This window comes from Pseudomonas sp. B21-056, from assembly GCF_026016325.1.
GTDB lineage: Bacteria > Pseudomonadota > Gammaproteobacteria > Pseudomonadales > Pseudomonadaceae > Aquipseudomonas.
Genome location: NZ_CP087203.1, coordinates 3756090 through 3772597 on the forward strand (window position 1 = coordinate 3756090; position 16508 = coordinate 3772597).

Consider the following 16508-nt stretch of genomic DNA (forward strand, 5'->3'; position numbering starts at 1 on the left):
CCACAGTTTTTTTCGGGCGTTCACAGATCTAGCGTTAACCTCAGATCCCCGGTGGGAGCGAGCCTGCTCGCGATAGCGGTGGGTCAGCTGGCTCAGATGTTGACTGTGCCGACGCCATCGCGAGCAGGCTCGCTCCCACAGTTTTTTCGGGCGTTCACAGATCTAGCGTTCACCTCAGATCTCCGGTGGGAGCGAGCCTGCTCGCGATAGCGGCGGGTCAGCTTGCAGGGATGTTGACCGTGCCGACGCCATCGCGAGCAGGCTCGCTCCCACAGTTTTTTCGGGCGATCACAGATCCGGCGTACACCTCAGATTCCCTGTGGGAGCGAGCTTGCTCGTGATAGCGGTGGGTCAGCTGGCTCAGATGTTGACTGTGCCGACGCCATCGCGAGCAGGCTCGCTCCCACAGTTTTTTTCGGGCGTTCACAGATCCGGCGTACACCTCAGATCCCCGGTGGGAGCGAGCCTGCTCGCGATAGCGGTGGGTCAGCTTGCAGGGATGTTGACTGTGCCGACGCCATCGCGAGCAGGCTCGCTCCCACAGTTTTTTCGGGCGTTCACAGATCTAGCGTTCACCTCGAATCCCCGGTGGGAGCGAGCCTGCTCGCGATAGCGGTGGGTCAGCTTGCAGGGATGTTGACTGTGCCGACGCCATCGCGAGCAGGCTCGCTCCCACAGTTTTTTCGGGCGTTCACAGATCTAGCGTTCACCTCGAATCCCCGGTGGGAGATTCTATGGTGCATGACTAGCCTTCAAATGCCTTTCTGGCTGGTATTCGCTCTGATTCTGCAGCAGAGCGAATACTACGCGGGCAAGCTTGCGCGACAGCGCCACCATGGCCTGAGTTGTACTTAGTCCCCGTGCCAGCAACGCCTCATAGAACCCCTTCCATCGCTCCGTGCGCCTTGCCGACATCGCTGCGTTGTGCAGCAGTCGGCGAGCTTCTGGATCACCTCGTTTGGTCAAGCAGCGGCGACCCTGTTTTCGCCCTGATTGCGATATGCGCAGGTCCAGCCCCAGAAAAGCGATGAAGGCATCGGCATTTTTGAAATCCCCCCGCTGAAACGAGGTGAGCAACCGGGCGCCGGTCAACAGGCCAATGCCTTCAACTTTCATGCAGCGCTTGAGCTGACCTAGCAAGCCTGCGTCCTTCAGCTCATCCTGGATCTTTTTTTCGACCAGGGTTTCCAGCCGTTGCATCGCGCCTATCTGGCGTTTGAACGCGGCTTTGAGTAACGGCTCGTTCGCCCAGCTTTGGCTCAGACTGACACGGGCCTGGACCACAGCCGCACGGCGTCGGAAAAGGCTTACGAGCCGGCGATACAAGGGCGATGGCGGGTTCCAGGGATGCAGTTCCTGGCCTTCGTTCTTCAGGTAACGGGCCAACAGGCGAGCATCCAGTGCATCGGTTTTGGCGCGCACGTTCACGCCTTTGCGGTAGTGACTGAGCTCATAGCCACCGACCATGTAGATCACGCAGCCGGCCTTGTGAGCCAGATCGGCGAACTCCAGGTGATAGATATTGGTGGCTTCGATGGCAATATCCACCTGCATGGACAAGGCCTTGAGCCACTTCTTAATCGCAGTTTTGTTATTGGGGACTATCTCAAGCTGATCGGTTTCGGCGTGATACATCACCAACTCATCCTTGGCGACATCCACACCTACAATCGGCTTGACGAGGGGAACCGGCATTGCCATTGAAAACTCTCCGGGCTAAGGTTTGAACACTTGAAGGGTTCACCCAGAGGCGCAGGCTTGTTCCTATCGTCGGTCTAGGCCAGATGCATTCTTTATCGGCGCTTGGGTGAAAGGAGGAGGGGTAAAATCTCCCACGGTCTGTACTGCTGCGAACAGTCAGAAGCGAACCTTGTCCCTCCTCCTCCCTTCAAGTCCTACCATACAAGCGAGCCTGCTCGCGATAGCGGTGGGTCAGCTGGCTCAGATGGTGACTGTGCCGACGCCATCGCGAGCAAGCTCGCTCCCACAGTTTTTTCGGGCGTTCACAGATCTAGCGTTCACCCCAGATCCCCGGTGGGTGCGAGTCTGCTCGCGATAGCGGTGGATCATTGATTCGCATCGGGCGCCTGCACCGCCCGGGGTTCATCGGCTGCAAGCATCAGCAAGTTGCCGAAATCCTCCTGCGGCATGGGTTTGCCGTACAACCAACCCTGTGCGCTGTGACAGCCGTAGGACTGCAGGAACGCTTGCTGGGAAGTCTCCTCGACGCCTTCGGCGACCAGCGCGAGGCGCAAGCTGTGGGCCATGGAGATGATTGCCTTGACCAGTTCGGCGCTGTCGCGGTTGTGTTCGATGTCGTGGATGAAGGAGCGATCGATCTTCAGTGTTCCGATGGGCAAGCGACTCAGGTAGCTGAGCGCCGAATAGCCGGTGCCGAAATCGTCAATGGCAATGGAAATGCCCATGGCATCGAGCTGTTCGAGGGTTTCCTGGACGAGGATGTTGTTGTCCAGCAGCAGGCCTTCGGTAATCTCCAGCTCCAACCAGCCCGGCTCGCAGCCGGTATCTGCCAGGATCCGGCGGATCGAGGCCAGCAAATCGTTCATCTGGAACTGCCGTGGCGACAGGTTGACGGCCATTTTCAGCGGCGGGCTGCGACCATCACGGTTCCAGGCCACGGCGCGGCGACAGGCATTTTCCAGGACCCATTCTCCGATACCGACAATCAACCCGGTTTCCTCGGCAATGGGGATGAATGTGTCCGGCGGAACCTGCCCATGCTGCGGATGGCTCCAGCGCAACAGCGCTTCGGCGCCGATCAGGCGTCCGCTGGCGAGGTCGATCTGCGGCTGATAGTGCAGCGCCAGTTCGCCATTCTGCTGCGCATGGCGCAGGCTCGCCGCCATCGCCAGACGCTCAGTGGTCTGCTGGGTCAGCCGCGCCGAGTAGAGCTGAACGTTGTTGCGTCCGCGCGCCTTGACGTAGTACATGGCCGAATCGGCATACCGCAGGAGCTCGACAATGTTATCGGCATCCACCGGATGGCGGGCGATGCCGAGGCTGCCGGAGACGAAGATCTCCCGGCCCTGAATCTGGTAGATGCCAGTCACCGCCTGCAGGATTCTCCTGCCCAGGTCTTCCAGGTCGAGGGAGGGAACGAGCTGGGGCAGGATCAGCGCGAACTCGTCCCCGCCCAGGCGTGCAACGGTATCGGTTCCGGGCAGAAAGTCGCGCAAGCGTATGGCGGCCTCCCGCAGCAACTCGTCACCGGCGCCGTGACCGAGGGTGTCGTTGATCACCTTGAAGTTATCGAGGTCGAGAATCCCCACCGCCACCTGGCGACCACTGCGATCGGCCTGGATCAACGCGTGCTGCAGGCGCTCCTTGAACAGCTCACGGTTGGGCAGCTCGGTCAGCGCATCGTAGAACGCCAGGGTGTGCAGGCGCGTCTGGTAGGCCTTCAGTTCGCTGACATCCTGGGCGGTGCCGAGCATTTGCAGCGGCGTGCCGTCGGCGGCGTACTCCACGCTCAGCCGTGAATGCAGGTGCAGGCGTTCTTCGCCGACCATGACGCAATATTCCAGCGCCAGGGACGTGCTGCGCTGGGAGACAGCCTGGCGGATGCTCCTGAGTACCCGTCCACGATCTTCCTGCACAATCAGCGCGAGGATATCCTTCGGGCACGGTGCCCAGCCCCGTGCCCGATCGAGCATGCGACACAGCTCAGCCGACAGCCGCAAGGTGCCACGCTGGTGGTCCAGTTGCCAATGCCCCAGGCGCGCCATGGCCTCGGCCTGCTCCAGGCGTTGCTCGGTGTCCTTGAGCGCGGAGATGTCGCGGGCGATGGTCAGCACGCTGGTGACCTGGCCATGCTGGTCGAACTCCGGCACGGCCTGGACATGCTGGACGATCTGTTCGCCATTGGCCTTGGTCCAGGTGGCCTCCACCGCCTCGGGCCGGGCACCGCGCAAGATATTCAGGATGCCCTCGTGATAACGCGTCGAAACACCGTCCGGCAGCGGACTGCCGTGGGTACTGAGGGTGCCAAGGACCTTTTCGGCGGCAATGCCATACAAGCGCTCATAGGCAGGGTTGATGTAGACCCGCCGGCCGTCCCGGTCATAGCGCACAATGACGTCCGGCGAATTTTCCACCAGGGTGCGGAACTCCTGCTCCCTGATCCGCAGCTCCTGCTCGGTACGCCGCAAGGGTGTGATATCGCGCCCCACCGCCAGCACGCTGACCACCTCACCATTGGCCGTCCGTTCGGGAACGATGCGGATATGGCTGGTAACCAGGCGACCGTCGGCATCCGGCCAGGCCAACTCGTAATCGTCAGGCTGGCCACTGTGCAGCACTTTCATCAACACCGCCTCGTAAGCCAGCACCTGGGGGGAATTGCTGAGGTGGCTGGGCTTCTTGCCGAGCAGGGCCGAGACGGAGACGCCGGCGATGCGGGCGAAGGCCGGATTGGCATAGATGCGCAGGCATTGGCGGTCATAGCGGGCAATCGTATCCGGCGTATTCTCGGCCAGGGTCCGAAATGCCGACTGGTCGTTGAGCAACGGCTCTGCATCGGTATCCGCTTGCCCGTCGGGAGCACTGTCGTCGAGCGGGCGGTTCAAGGGCAGCTGGTCAGTCATGTTCGCTACCTCGGTTTGTTTCACAGGACAGTTGTCGCACTTGATACACGCTTTCCGGATCGGGTGGGGTACAAGGTTGTCTTCAGCGCCAGCCGGCCACACCGGACAGGATCGCTGCGGGAATATCATTGAGCGTCAGGATCCGTTCCGCCGCGCCAAGCTTGATCGCCTCTTTCGGCATGCCAAAGACCACACAACTGTCTTCGTCCTGGGCCACCGTGCGGGCGCCGGCGTCGCGCATGTCCTTCAGGCCACGGGCACCGTCGTCGCCCATGCCGGTCATGATGATGCCCAGGGCATTGCCGCCGGCCACGCGGGCCGTGGAGCGGAACAGCACGTCGACCGAGGGACGATGCCGGCTGACCAGCGGGCCGTCGCGCACTTCCACCTGATACTGGGCGCCGCTGCGGGTAAGTTGCATGTGCCGCCCGCCCGGCGCGATCAGCGCCCGCCCCGGCATGACCCGGTCGCCGTGGCGCGCTTCGAGCACTTCGATCTGGCACAGTTGATTGAGGCGTTCGGCAAACGCCGCGGTAAAGCGCTCCGGCATGTGCTGGACGATGACCAGGCCCGGACATACCCGTGGCAGGCGCGTGAGTATGGCCTCCAGGGCCTGGGTACCGCCGGTGGAAGTGCCGATGGCGACCAGTGTCTCGGTGGTCTGCGTCATGGCGTGACCGACAGCCGGCAATGCGGCCTCAGCGGGCGTCTTGACCGCAGCCTGGGGCGCAAGGCGCCGCAGGTTGGCCCGTGCCGCGCTCTGGATGGCCCGGACCAGTTCATCGGCGGCGTCGTGGAGAAACTGCTTGAGCCCCAAGCGGGGTTTGCAGACGATGCCCACCGCACCCTGCGCCAATGCCTGCAAGGTGGTCTGGGCACCGGCTTCGGTGAGGGTCGAGCAGATCACCACGGGAGTCGGGCGTTCGGCCATCAGTTTTTTCAGGAACGTGATGCCATCCATGCGCGGCATTTCCACATCCAATACCAATACATCAGGCCACTGGCGCTGCATTTTCTCCAACGCGAACAGCGGATCGGCAGCCACACCGATCACCTCGATCTGCGGGTGTTCGGCGAGCATGGCGGAGAGTACCTGACGCACGACTGCGGAATCATCGACGATCATTACCTTGATGGGCTTCATGCGCGTCTACCCTGGCGTATGTCCAGCGTAGGTGAAATATGCCTGAGCGCAATCTGCCCGCTCCACAGATCGAAGATCAGGCTGCGGTGCCCAACCCCCGCAACATGATCGCCACTGCTGGTCAGACCGTGGGCCTGCAACAATTGGCGGGCAGCTTCAACGTTTTTCCGGCCCACCTGACTGTGTTTTTCCCTGTCCATCCCCGGGAACATGTCGCCGCCACCGAACAGGTGGATGCGCAACTCCATGGGTGCGACGCCATGACGGCGGGACTGGCGCAACATCAGCTCGATGGCCTCGTCACCATAACGCCCGTCCAACCTGCTTGCCGAGGAAAGAGGTCGGGTCGGCAGCATGAAGTGACACATGCCACCGACCCGCCGCTCGGGATGCCAGCAGACCAGGGACACACAGGAGCCCAGCAAAGTGTGGATACGCGTATGACGATCACCGAAATACAGTTCTCCCGGTTGCAGAAAAATCTCGACGATGCTCTCGAGTCTACCCATGAGGCTTCCGGTAAATGGATGGAGAAACGACCTTCAACCCGTCGCAGACGCCGTTCAGGCTCTCGGAATGGCTGACAATGAAATAGCCGCCCGGCCTCAGCAGTGGAAGCAGACGCTGCATCACTTGACGCTTGGTCTCAAGGTCGAAATAGATCATCACGTTACGCAGGAAAATCACCTCGAACTGGCCCAGGTCGGGCAATGTCGCATTCAGATTGACCTGGCGAAAGGTCATGCGGTTACGCAGGGCCGGCTCGATCAGCAGGCTGCCGGCGTTCTCGCCGACCCCCTTGAGGCAATACCGGGCCAGCAGCGGTCGCGGGATATCCTCGGCATCGACCATGCGGTACAGCCCGCCTCGGGCCTTTTCCAGCACCCGCAGGCTGAGGTCCGAGGCGAGCACTTCCCAGGGACGGTTGCCCAGCACGTCGGCCAGGGTCATGGCGATGCTGTAGGGTTCCTCGCCGCTGGAGCAGGCACCGCTCCAGATGCGCAACGTGGAGCGACTGGCCAGTTCCGGCAGGATCCGCTCACGCAGGAAATCGAAATGCTTGGGTTCGCGGAAAAAATAGGTTTCGTTGGTGGTCAGCAGATCCACCGCCACCTGCAATTCCGTGCGCTCGCTCAGCAGCAGGCGAAAATAGTCACCGTAGCTGAACAACCCCTGCTGGCGGATGCGTTTAGCCAGGCGGCCGCTGACCAGCGGCTTCTTGGCGTCGGACATGCGGATACCGGCGATCTCGAAGATCAAGTCGCGAAATTGCGCGAACTCCTTATCGGAGAGCACCAGGTTATTCATCCCGACGGATTCCTCGCGGTCGACTCATGAGACCCTCAGACAATGAAGTGCTTGACCATGGCATCCAGCTCGTCGGCCAGGCCCGCCAGCTCGCGACTCGACGCGTGGGTCTGGTTCGCCGCACTGGCCGCCTGGGTGGAAACGTCGCGGATGTTGAGCAGATTGCTGTCGACCTCGCGGGCCACATGGGACTGCTCCTGGGTGGAGCTGGCAATGCTCTGGCTGCGTTCATTGATCTGCACGATGGCCGCGCCAATGGCGCCCAGGGCGGCGCCCGCCTCGCGCGCGACTTCGAGGGTGTCGCGGGTCTTGCCGTTGCTGTTCTGCATGGCGCCGAGGGCTTGCTCGCTGCCGGTCTTGACCGAGCCGATGATGCTCTCGATCTGCCGGGTTGACTCCTGGGTCCGCTGCGCCAGTGCCCGGACTTCGTCTGCCACCACGGCAAAACCGCGCCCGCTTTCCCCCGCCCTCGCCGCTTCGATCGCGGCGTTCAAGGCCAGCATGTTGGTCTGTTCGGCGATGCCGCGAATGACATCCAGCACGGAAGTGATGCCGCCGATCTCCCGCGCCAGATGCTGCAAGGCATCGGTGGTGTGCTCGATATCACCGGCCAGGGACTCGATGGCACCGACGGTACGTCCGACACTCTCCTGGCCCTGGTGGGAGCACTGGTCGGCAGATTCGGACACCTGGGAAGCCGAGACGGCATTGCGTGCGACGTCCTCGATGGCGCTGGTCAGCTCGGTGACGGCGGTGGCAGCCTGGTCCAGCTCACCGCTCTGTCGCGTCAGGCCATGGCTGGCGTCCTGGGTCACGGTGCTCAACTCTGCGGCGGTCGACGCCAGGCGCCTGGCGGAGTTCACGATGCGCTTGACGGTCTCGCGCAATCCTTCCTGCATATGCTGCAAGGCTTGCAGCAAGCGCGCCGGCTCGTCCATACCGAGCGCATCGACCGGATGGCTCAGATCGCCCGCCGTGATACGTTCGGCGGCCTGCAAGGCCACGCTCATCTGCTTGAGCAGCCGCAGCACCATCGAGGTTGCCAGCACCGCACCGACCAGCAACATCACCAACAGGCCGGCGCACATCAACAGGATGTCGTGCCAGGCACCGTCACGGCGTGCCTCGAGCGCAGCGGCGAGCGCGGCCAACGCCGGCCGGTTGAAGGCATACAACGCGTCGACCGTCCTGGCATAGGTCGCGATGTAGTCGGCCACCGGATAACCGGGTTCGCTGGCCGAAATCAATTGGGTGTCGGTCAGCTTCAACGCTTGCTCGACCTGGGGGCGCAGTGTTGCCAGGGGCGTGCTCAAGAGCGCATTGAACTCAGGGCTGGCGGCGTTGGCCTTGGTGAACGCGCGGTTCAACTGGTCAAAGCTGTCCAGGACCTGGGTCGTCAGGCTGCTCAGCTTCGCACGCTGCTCCGGCTGGATCTGCCCTTGCGCCAGATACAGGGCGCCGGTGGCACTCAACTGTCCAAGCAACTCGCCGGTCTGCGGCAGGTCAACCATCGTGCCGCTCATCAGGTAATAGGTTTCGAAGATCGGGTCCAGCGACAACTCGAAATGATCGAGCAGCCCATCCTCGACTTGCAGAGCGGCCGCGATCAACCGGGCATGGGCCGCCAGGCTTTGCGAACCGTCGATGGTCGCGCCCGAGACCTGCCTGGCCAGTTCGCCCCATTGCCGGCGCACCTGTCCAAACGCATCCACGAGGTTGGAGGGAACCTGGGATTGATTCAACACCCGTTCGGTTTGCTCGAAGGCGCGCTCCACCTCGGCCTGTTTCTTCTGCCTGGTGTCAAGCAGTCCACGGTTACCACCCAGCACAGCGGACGCAAGGCCGCTATGCTGCTGGGTCAGTTGCACCAGATGCAACAATTCCTGCACCGGCTGCATGCCGCGAGCTTCCTGCACTGCCTGACGGCTCTGACTCAAGGCGCCCAGCACATACAACGAAGTCGGCGCAGCGATCAGCGCCAGGCACAGCAACGCCAGCATTGAAAACTTGCCGGGTAAAGACAATCGATCAAGTACGTGCATAGGTGGCCTCTCGGCGCGTTTTGAAGGAATTCGCAAGGCTTGGAGCCGAGGCATCGCTCAGGGTGAAGAAGCTCATCAGTTGTTGCAGTTGCTCGGCCTGACCGCTCATTTCCTCAGCGGTGGCGGCCAGTTCCTCGGAGGCCGAGGCGTTCTGCTGGGTGATCTGGTTGAGCTGGTTCACCGCTATGTTGATCTGGCCCGCGCCGCTGGATTGCTCCTGGGAAGCGGCGGCGATTTCCTGCACCAGCTCGTTGGTCCTGGCGATACCGGGCACGATCCCTTCGAGCAGGCTGCCGGCGCGTTCAGCCAGCGCCACCGAGCCCTTGGCGACTTCACCGATTTCCTGGGCCGCGACCTGGCTGCGCTCGGCCAGCTTGCGCACTTCGGCGGCGACCACGGCAAAGCCCTTACCATGCTCGCCGGCGCGGGCGGCTTCGATGGCGGCGTTGAGGGCCAACAGGTTGGTCTGGTAGGCGATGTCATCAATGATGCCGATCCGCTCGGCGATGCTTTTCATCGCCCGGACAGTGTCCTTGACCGCCTCGCCGCCCTCGATGGCTTGCCGGGCGGCATTGCCGGCCATGCCTTCGGTGATCCTGGCATTGCCGGTGTTCTGTTCGATGGAGGTGGACATCTGCTCCACCGAGGTGGAGGTCTCTTCGACGCTGACGGCTTGCTCGCTGGCGGTCTGGCTGAGCGATTGCGCGGTAGCCGACACTTCCTCCGAAGCACCGGCCAGGGCATGCGCGGCATCACGCACCTCGCCAATGATGCGATTGAGCTGTCCGCCGGTATCCTGCATGGACCTCAACAACTCGCCCAACTCATCGTTGGCCGTGTATTGCACCTCAAAGTCCAGTTTGCCCTCGGCCAGATGCCGGGCACTGCCCATGGCCGCCCGCAGGCCTTTGCCAAGGCGGCGGATTACCCCGACAGCCAGGATCAGGACACTGATCAGGCCGGCCAGTATCAGCGCCATGGAAAAGTTGCGCATATGGGTAAAGTGCGCCTCGGCAAGGACAGTTTCCCGTGCCGCCTGTTGTTGCACCCGCGCCTCGACCTGCGCGACGAGCGCCTGGAATCCGTCGCTGGTGGAACGGTCGATGCCCTGGACCTGACGGTCGACAAGTTGGCCCGGATTCACCGCTTGCGGGTCGAAGCTGTCCAGCGCCAAACGATAACGTCGCCCCAGTTCGGCGTGGTGATCGATCAACTTTGCCACTTCACTGCCGTCGAGCTGCTGCGCTTGCAACTGCTCCCGCACCTTGCCAAGCAGCGCCTGTACCCGGCCCTCTTCCTCTGCGAAACGGCTCTGGTATTTTTCGAAGCCCTGGAGGTCCTGGCCACGCAGAAGAATGTTCTTCCACTCCTGGACCTGCGTCTTGAAATGACTGTGGGCCGTTTCGATGTCGATCAACATATGGGTTTGTTGATCGAAAGCGTCGAGGCTGTCGACCAAGGTGTTCTTGAGGCTCTGCATCTGATACAGGGCGACGGCACCGAGAACCAGCAAGAGCAGGCTGCTCACACTGGCCAGCAGGAAAAGACGCAGGCGCAGGCTCATGTTGGCAACTCTTGCTGTTCTGCTGGCCGAGGCAATGTGCGCAGCACGCCGGACTCACTCACCAGCAAGGCTCGCTCGATGTCCAGCAGCGTCACTCTGTGATTGTTGACCGTGGCGATGCCAAGGACGAGCTCGTCGCCCACCCCGTCGCCCGACATTACAGGTGCTTCGATCTGCCCCCAGGGAATATTGAGGATTCTTCCAGCCATGTCGGCCACCAGGCCGACCCGTTGCCAACGATCGCCCACCGGCACTTCGACCACGATAATGCTGGTGCTCGCCCCGATATTGACGGGCTTCCCGGCGAAGTGCACGCCCAGGTCAATGATCGGCACCAATGAACTGCCCAGCCTCACCGCCCTGCGAGATTGCGCTGGCCGGTCAGGCTTGGGAATGAGTTGAGTGGCCTCCATGAGGGCGTGTACATGCAACATGCTCACCGCGAAGGCCATGCCGTCGAGTGTGAAGGAAAGGTACTGGCTGTCCAGTGTGCTGTTCTTTACGGTCACTCGCGGCTCGACGACAGTGCGGTTGAGGGTCTGGCTTCTTTCCAGCATATGCGTGGTCAGATTCGCCAGGTACTGCATCTTGTCCGCCAGATCGGCGAACGCCTGCGCCGGGTTCGTATCAGGTTGCGTTGCAATGGCAGGGTTGGATATCCGAGGGCTGGCCGGCGCCTCAGCCTCATTGGCGACCACCCATTGCGCCGCCACCGGCCCCGCCTTCATGGGCGTCACCCGTTGGCTGCCCAGAACGGCGGAAATATCGGCAAGCTGCTCCATCGTACTGCGCTGGAACCGCTCAAGACTATCGGGAGCAGGTTCGCAAAGAGGCTCGCCGGGTGGACCAGGGTTGACTTCGCAAGACGGGTGGCGCCGGTAGTGGATCACGATGCTCACCAACATCACCAAACCGGGGGCAACCGCCAGCAACAGCCAGAACGACAACCCCAGTTCACTGATCAGCGCAAACAGCACCACCAGCAGCGACAGCATGGCGACACTACCGCCAAGCATGACGCCCCCCTTAAAACGCTTCATTACACATACTCACCTTGGTCATTCCTGAAAGCGCACGAAACCGGCCGGCAAGGCCGAGCCTCGGGTCCCGGCCACCCGGCTGAGCGCAGGCTGGGCCGCAACCGCGGAAGGTTTGTTCAAGGCCATTGGCGAGACCCCACGCTCACTTTCATCCTGATGGTCCAGGCTGAAAAAACTCATCCGCTGCTGCAGTTGCTCGGCCTGGCCGCGCATCTGCTCGGCGGTGGCGGCCAGTTCCTCGGAGGCCGAGGCGTTCTGCTGGGTGATCTGGTTGAGCTGGTTCATCGCCGTGTTGATCTGGTTGACCCCCGTGGACTGCTCCTCGGAGGCGGCGGAGATTTCCTGTACCAGGTCGCTGGTCTTGGCGATGCCAGGCACGATCTCGTCGAGCAGGCTGCCGGCGCGTTCGGCCAATGCCACCGAACCCTTGGCCACTTCACCGATTTCCTGGGCGGCGACCTGGCTGCGCTCGGCCAGCTTGCGCACTTCAGCGGCGACCACGGCAAAGCCTTTGCCATGCTCGCCGGCGCGGGCAGCTTCGATGGCGGCGTTGAGGGCCAGCAGGTTGGTCTGGTAGGCGATGTCATCGATGATGCCGATTTTCTCGGCGATGCTCTTCATCGCCCGGACCGTGTCCTTGACAGCCTCACCGCCCTCGACCGCTTGCCGGGCGGCATTGCCGGCCATGCCGTCGGTAACCCGGGCGTTCTCGCTGTTCTGCTCGATGGAGGCGGACATCTGCTCCACCGACGCGGAGGTTTCTTCAACGCTGACGGCTTGCTCGCTGGCAGCCTGGCTCATGGACAACGCGGTGGAACTGACCTCCTCGCTGGCCGACGCGATATGCCCGGTGGTGCTGTTGACTTCACCAATGATGCTCGACAGCGTGGTGATGGTGTTATTGACCGCGCTCTTGAGGGCTTCGAACGTGCCCTGGTACTGCTTGTCGATCCCCTGGGTCAGATCACCCTGTTCCAGGCCGTTGAGGACACGCAGCACATCCTTGAGCGCGTTGTCGGCGGTACTGACAATCTGGTTCATGCCTTCGGCCACCAGTTTGTAGAAGCCGGTCTTGTCTTCACTCGCCACACGCCCGGAGAAATCCCCTGCGGCGGCGGCCGCGACCACGTTGACGATCTCCTGCTCGGCGTTCACTTCCGCCGTGCGGTCGATCCACTCCAACACCGTGCCCAGACGAGCACCATCGGGGTTGTAGATCGGACTGGCACTGAGCCTGAAGACCATGTCGCCGACCGGCACCTGGGCGACGTGGGTGCCGCGCAAACTGCTCAAGAGATTGCGCTGATGACTGGGGTTCTTGTGGAAGATGTCGAAGTTCGCGCCGATGATCTTGTCCGCGCTGAACTGCGGCAGCACCTTGCGCATATTGGCTTCGGACGAGCGCATCAGGGCTTCGGTGGAACGGTTCATGTAACGGATGATGCCGTCGTTGTCCGCCATCATCACGTTGACCGACGCGTTGTCCAGGGTGGTCTTGAGGTTGGTCGCGACATCGGCGGCGGCCGCGGCGTTCTTCAACTGCTGGCGCGTGGTTTCGATGGCCTCGTTGATGAACGCCTTCTTGCCGGGCAACTGTTCCAGGAACACATCGAGGTTGCCGTTGCCCAGCTCCATGACGCATTGCATGGCCTTCTGCTTGGCGGCGATGTGGCCGCGCACCATGGTGTTGACGCCTTCGGCCATGTCCTTGTAGGCCCCGCGGTACTGGGAGGTGTCGACCTGTACGTCGATATCGCCCTTGTCGTGCTCGGCGGACATGCGGTTCATGTCGGCCATCAGCGTCTGCAATACGGTACAGGCGCGCTGGATAGCATTGCCCAGCAAACCGGTCTCGTCACGACGATCACTGCTGCTGCCCTTGCTCAGATTGCCTTCGGCGAGGCGATTGGCAGCGGTCATGACATCGTGCAGCGGGCGCGTGATCGAGCGGGTGATGATGAAGGCGATCAACCCGCCCAACACGATGACGCTCCCCAACAAGGCGAGCATCATCTGGACGCTGCGGCTATAGTTTTGTGCGGACTGTCCGACGGCCTCTTCGGTTTTACGTTGCTGGTAGGCCATCATCGCGTCGAGCGCCCTGAACAGAGCATCCTGCGCTGCTGTCACCTCGCCGGTCAGGACATCGCCGGCCTCTTCATGCTGGTTGTCGGCGGCCAGTTTCAACGCCTTGTCCAGCAGCGGTACAGCACTCTGGAAACGCGCACGGATCTCAGCCGAGATCTGCTTGGCTTCGTCCGTGGACACGCCGTTTTCCATGTCGTTGAGCACTTTGTCGAACGTGCTCCGGGCCGCCAGAAGACGCTCGCCTTCCCTGCGGTTGCGCTCCGCATCGCTGGTCAGGACGATGTCGCGACTGGTGCGAGCGACGATATTCATCTGGTTACGCAGCGTGGCGACCTGCAGGATGCGGTTCAGGCGCAGGCTGGAGACTTCGTCGAGGTCACCCTTGATGTCTTGCATGCTCTGGATGCCCATATAGGCGAGCATGGCGGTAAGGGTCAGCACGGCGGTGAAACCAAGGGTCAGGCGAACGCCGACACGCATATTCTTGAACATGGTCTTTCCATTTCTAAGTGACAGGGAGCGCATTGCTAACGGGGTGTCGCCTTACTCGTTGGTGGTCGGGCTCCCGGCAACCTGGGCCAACACGGCGAGTTCATCCACCGAAAGCACCCGGCCGATGTCCAGGAGGATGACAAAGTGTCCGCCAACCTTGCCCATGCCCTGGATGAAGTCGGTACGGATATGGGCACCGAAGGCCGGCGGCGGCTCGATGTCGGCCGGCGCGATTTCCAGCACTTCGTTCACCGCGTCCACCAGCACACCGATCACCTGTTGTTCGTCGGCGTGGTCCACTTCCAGGATGACAATGCAGGTGCGCCGACCGACCTCGGTCTGCCGGCCGCCGAAGCGTGCACCCAGGTCGATCACCGGCACCACGGCCCCACGCAGGTTGATCACCCCACGGATGCTCGGCGGCATCATCGGCACGCCGGTGAGCTGGCCGTATTCGATGATCTCCTTGACGCTGAGGGTGCCCACGGCGAATGTTTCGCCGGCCAGGGTGAAGGTCAGGTATTGCCGGGTCTCCGGCACGTTGTCGGGGCTTTTCATCTTGCTCGCCTGGTTCATCGCATCAATCCTGGAAACGTACGAAACCGGCCGGCACGGCCGATTCGCGCAGGCTGGCGGTCGCCCGGCCCGGCATCGGCGCAGGTGCGATCGCGGTGGGCCTGCTGCGCAGGTTGCGTTCGTTTTCGCCATTGCCGGCGAGGGTGAAAAAGCTCATCAGCTGTTGCAGTTGCTCGGCCTGCCCGCTCATTTCCTCGGCGGTGGCGGCCAGTTCCTCGGAAGCCGAGGCGTTCTGCTGGGTGATCTGGTTGAGTTGGTTCATCGCCGTGTTGATCTGGCCCGCACCGCTGGATTGTTCTTGCGAAGCGGCGGCGATTTCCTGCACCAGTTCGCTGGTCTTGGCGATGCCGGGCACGATCTCGTCGAGCAGGCTGCCGGCACGCTCAGCCAGTGCCACCGAGCCCTTGGCGACTTCACCGATTTCCTGGGCGGCGACCTGACTGCGTTCGGCCAGCTTGCGCACTTCGGCTGCGACCACGGCAAAACCCTTGCCATGCTCGCCGGCGCGAGCGGCTTCGATGGCGGCGTTGAGCGCCAGCAGATTGGTCTGGTAGGCAATGTCGTCGATGATGCCGATCTTCTCGGCAATGCTCTTCATCGCGGCAACCGTGTCCTTGACCGCCTCGCCTCCCTCACGGGCCTGCTTGGTGGCGTTGCCGGCCATGCCATCGGTGACCCTGGCGTTCTCGGTGTTCTGTTCGATGGAGGCGGACATCTGCTCCACCGACGCGGAGGTTTCTTCGACGCTGGCGGCTTGTTCGCTGGAAGCCTGGCTCATTGATTGCGCAGTGGAGGACACCTCCTCCGAGGCGCTGCTCAAGGCATTGGCTGAGCCACGTACCTCACCGATGATCTGCGAGAGCTTGTCGACCATGCCTTTCATGGCCGCAAGCAGGCTACCGGTATCGTTATTACGCAGAGGAATCGTTACGCTGAGATCGCCCTCGGCAATACGCCGGGTGATGTCGGCGGCGAATTGCGGCTCACCGCCCAACTGCCGGACCAGACTGCGGGTAATCCAGAGTGCCAGACCGATACCGATAACCAGCGCCACGCCAAGCAGGGTGAAGGAAATCAGCCGCGTGCGGTCGTACTCGGCTTGCTCCTGCTTGTCATTATCAGAGAAAGACGCTTCCTGCAGCTCGACCATGTCGCTGACCAGCTTGGCGTAATCTGCCTGTGCCCGCGCCAGGTCACCATAAAGCACCTCGCTGGCCTGGTCGTTCACGTTGGCGGATGCCAGCTCCACCACGCGATCCACGTTCTGGTTATAACTCGCGCGAGCACTTTTTATACTATTGAACAGATCCTGCTCCTGCCGGTTGTCAAGCAACTTCTCCAGCCTGTCCATCCGTGCAGACTGTTCCTTGCGAGTCGCCAGGAATTGATCGCGAAGCTGTTTCATCGCTGGCTCATCGGTCTTGAGGATCAGATCGCGCAGCGTGGTACTGGTGTCGACCACACCGCTGCTGATGTCGTTGCTGATCTGAACCTTCGGGTAGGCATTGCCGGTGATGTCGTCCACGATCATGTGCACGTTGAACAGACCGTTCATGCTGCTGAGTGCCAGCATCAACATCATCAAAAGCATGCCGGCGTAGCCCAGACCGAGCTTGGTGCCGACCCTCATACTGGAAGAAGTGCTCATCA

General features: G+C 62.0%; 10 protein-coding genes and 2 pseudogenes. All 12 read right to left on the reverse strand.

The annotated features are described in order from the left end of the window. Nucleotides 1-732: 732 nt before the first annotated feature. Nucleotides 733-1701 (reverse strand): IS110 family transposase, encoded by a 969-nt coding sequence (locus LOY67_RS15805; RefSeq protein ID WP_265063382.1) that lies wholly within the window; start codon nucleotides 1699-1701, stop codon nucleotides 733-735. Between the two features lie 365 nt (nucleotides 1702-2066). Next, nucleotides 2067-4604, reverse strand: coding sequence for a bifunctional diguanylate cyclase/phosphodiesterase (locus LOY67_RS15810; RefSeq protein WP_265063383.1), 2538 nt, complete (start codon nucleotides 4602-4604; stop codon nucleotides 2067-2069). Nucleotides 4605-4686: 82 nt separating this feature from the next. Continuing rightward, nucleotides 4687-5748 carry a protein-glutamate methylesterase/protein-glutamine glutaminase gene (locus LOY67_RS15815; RefSeq protein WP_265063384.1) on the reverse strand — a complete coding sequence of 354 codons (1062 nt, stop codon included), beginning with the start codon at nucleotides 5746-5748 and terminating at the stop codon, nucleotides 4687-4689. Continuing rightward, nucleotides 5745-6257 (reverse strand): chemotaxis protein CheD, encoded by a 513-nt coding sequence (locus LOY67_RS15820; RefSeq protein WP_265063385.1) that lies wholly within the window; start codon nucleotides 6255-6257, stop codon nucleotides 5745-5747. The genes LOY67_RS15815 and LOY67_RS15820 overlap by 4 nt, the downstream gene beginning before the upstream one ends. Beyond that, nucleotides 6250-7056 carry a CheR family methyltransferase gene (locus LOY67_RS15825; protein ID WP_265063386.1) on the reverse strand — a complete coding sequence of 269 codons (807 nt, stop codon included), beginning with the start codon at nucleotides 7054-7056 and terminating at the stop codon, nucleotides 6250-6252. Before LOY67_RS15825 ends, LOY67_RS15820 begins: the two co-directional genes overlap by 8 nt. 35 nt (nucleotides 7057-7091) lie before the next feature. Continuing rightward, nucleotides 7092-9152 (reverse strand): methyl-accepting chemotaxis protein, encoded by a 2061-nt coding sequence (locus tag LOY67_RS15830; RefSeq protein ID WP_413776136.1) that lies wholly within the window; start codon nucleotides 9150-9152, stop codon nucleotides 7092-7094. Continuing rightward, nucleotides 9085-9855 (reverse strand): annotated as a pseudogene (locus tag LOY67_RS28570) (methyl-accepting chemotaxis protein); the annotation flags it as partial. The pseudogene LOY67_RS28570 and the gene LOY67_RS15830, both read right to left, overlap by 68 nt. A gap of 803 nt (nucleotides 9856-10658) precedes the next feature. Continuing rightward, complete coding sequence (locus LOY67_RS15840) at nucleotides 10659-11702, reverse strand: chemotaxis protein CheW (RefSeq protein WP_265063389.1); 1044 nt, start codon at nucleotides 11700-11702, stop codon at nucleotides 10659-10661. Nucleotides 11703-11720: 18 nt separating this feature from the next. Beyond that, complete coding sequence (locus tag LOY67_RS28575) at nucleotides 11721-12503, reverse strand: methyl-accepting chemotaxis protein (RefSeq protein WP_413776219.1); 783 nt, start codon at nucleotides 12501-12503, stop codon at nucleotides 11721-11723. A gap of 90 nt (nucleotides 12504-12593) precedes the next feature. Beyond that, a pseudogene (locus tag LOY67_RS28580) lies at nucleotides 12594-14315 on the reverse strand (MCP four helix bundle domain-containing protein); the annotation flags it as partial. A gap of 18 nt (nucleotides 14316-14333) precedes the next feature. Continuing rightward, nucleotides 14334-14858, reverse strand: coding sequence for a chemotaxis protein CheW (locus tag LOY67_RS15850; protein ID WP_265063391.1), 525 nt, complete (start codon nucleotides 14856-14858; stop codon nucleotides 14334-14336). A 4-nt stretch (nucleotides 14859-14862) separates the two neighbouring features. Further along, a complete protein-coding gene (locus tag LOY67_RS15855; RefSeq protein ID WP_265063392.1) occupies nucleotides 14863-16506 on the reverse strand; it encodes a methyl-accepting chemotaxis protein in 1644 nt (547 codons plus the stop codon). Between the last annotated feature and the right edge of the window lie 2 nt (nucleotides 16507-16508).

What these genes read in the sequence shown, in the direction of transcription:
- LOY67_RS15840 (WP_265063389.1), bottom strand. Translation starts at nt 11,702, where the DNA reads ATGAAGCGTTTTAAGGGGGGCGTCATGCTTGGCGGTAGTGTCGCCATG.
- LOY67_RS15850 (WP_265063391.1), bottom strand. Translation starts at nt 14,858, where the DNA reads ATGAACCAGGCGAGCAAGATGAAAAGCCCCGACAACGTGCCGGAGACC.
- LOY67_RS15805 (WP_265063382.1), bottom strand. Translation starts at nt 1,701, where the DNA reads ATGGCAATGCCGGTTCCCCTCGTCAAGCCGATTGTAGGTGTGGATGTC.
- LOY67_RS15825 (WP_265063386.1), bottom strand. Translation starts at nt 7,056, where the DNA reads ATGAATAACCTGGTGCTCTCCGATAAGGAGTTCGCGCAATTTCGCGAC.
- LOY67_RS28575 (WP_413776219.1), bottom strand. Translation starts at nt 12,503, where the DNA reads ATGAGCCAGGCTGCCAGCGAGCAAGCCGTCAGCGTTGAAGAAACCTCC.
- LOY67_RS15810 (WP_265063383.1), bottom strand. Translation starts at nt 4,604, where the DNA reads ATGACTGACCAGCTGCCCTTGAACCGCCCGCTCGACGACAGTGCTCCC.
- LOY67_RS15830 (WP_413776136.1), bottom strand. Translation starts at nt 9,152, where the DNA reads ATGCCTCGGCTCCAAGCCTTGCGAATTCCTTCAAAACGCGCCGAGAGG.
- LOY67_RS15820 (WP_265063385.1), bottom strand. Translation starts at nt 6,257, where the DNA reads ATGGGTAGACTCGAGAGCATCGTCGAGATTTTTCTGCAACCGGGAGAA.
- LOY67_RS15815 (WP_265063384.1), bottom strand. Translation starts at nt 5,748, where the DNA reads ATGAAGCCCATCAAGGTAATGATCGTCGATGATTCCGCAGTCGTGCGT.
- LOY67_RS15855 (WP_265063392.1), bottom strand. Translation starts at nt 16,506, where the DNA reads ATGAGCACTTCTTCCAGTATGAGGGTCGGCACCAAGCTCGGTCTGGGC.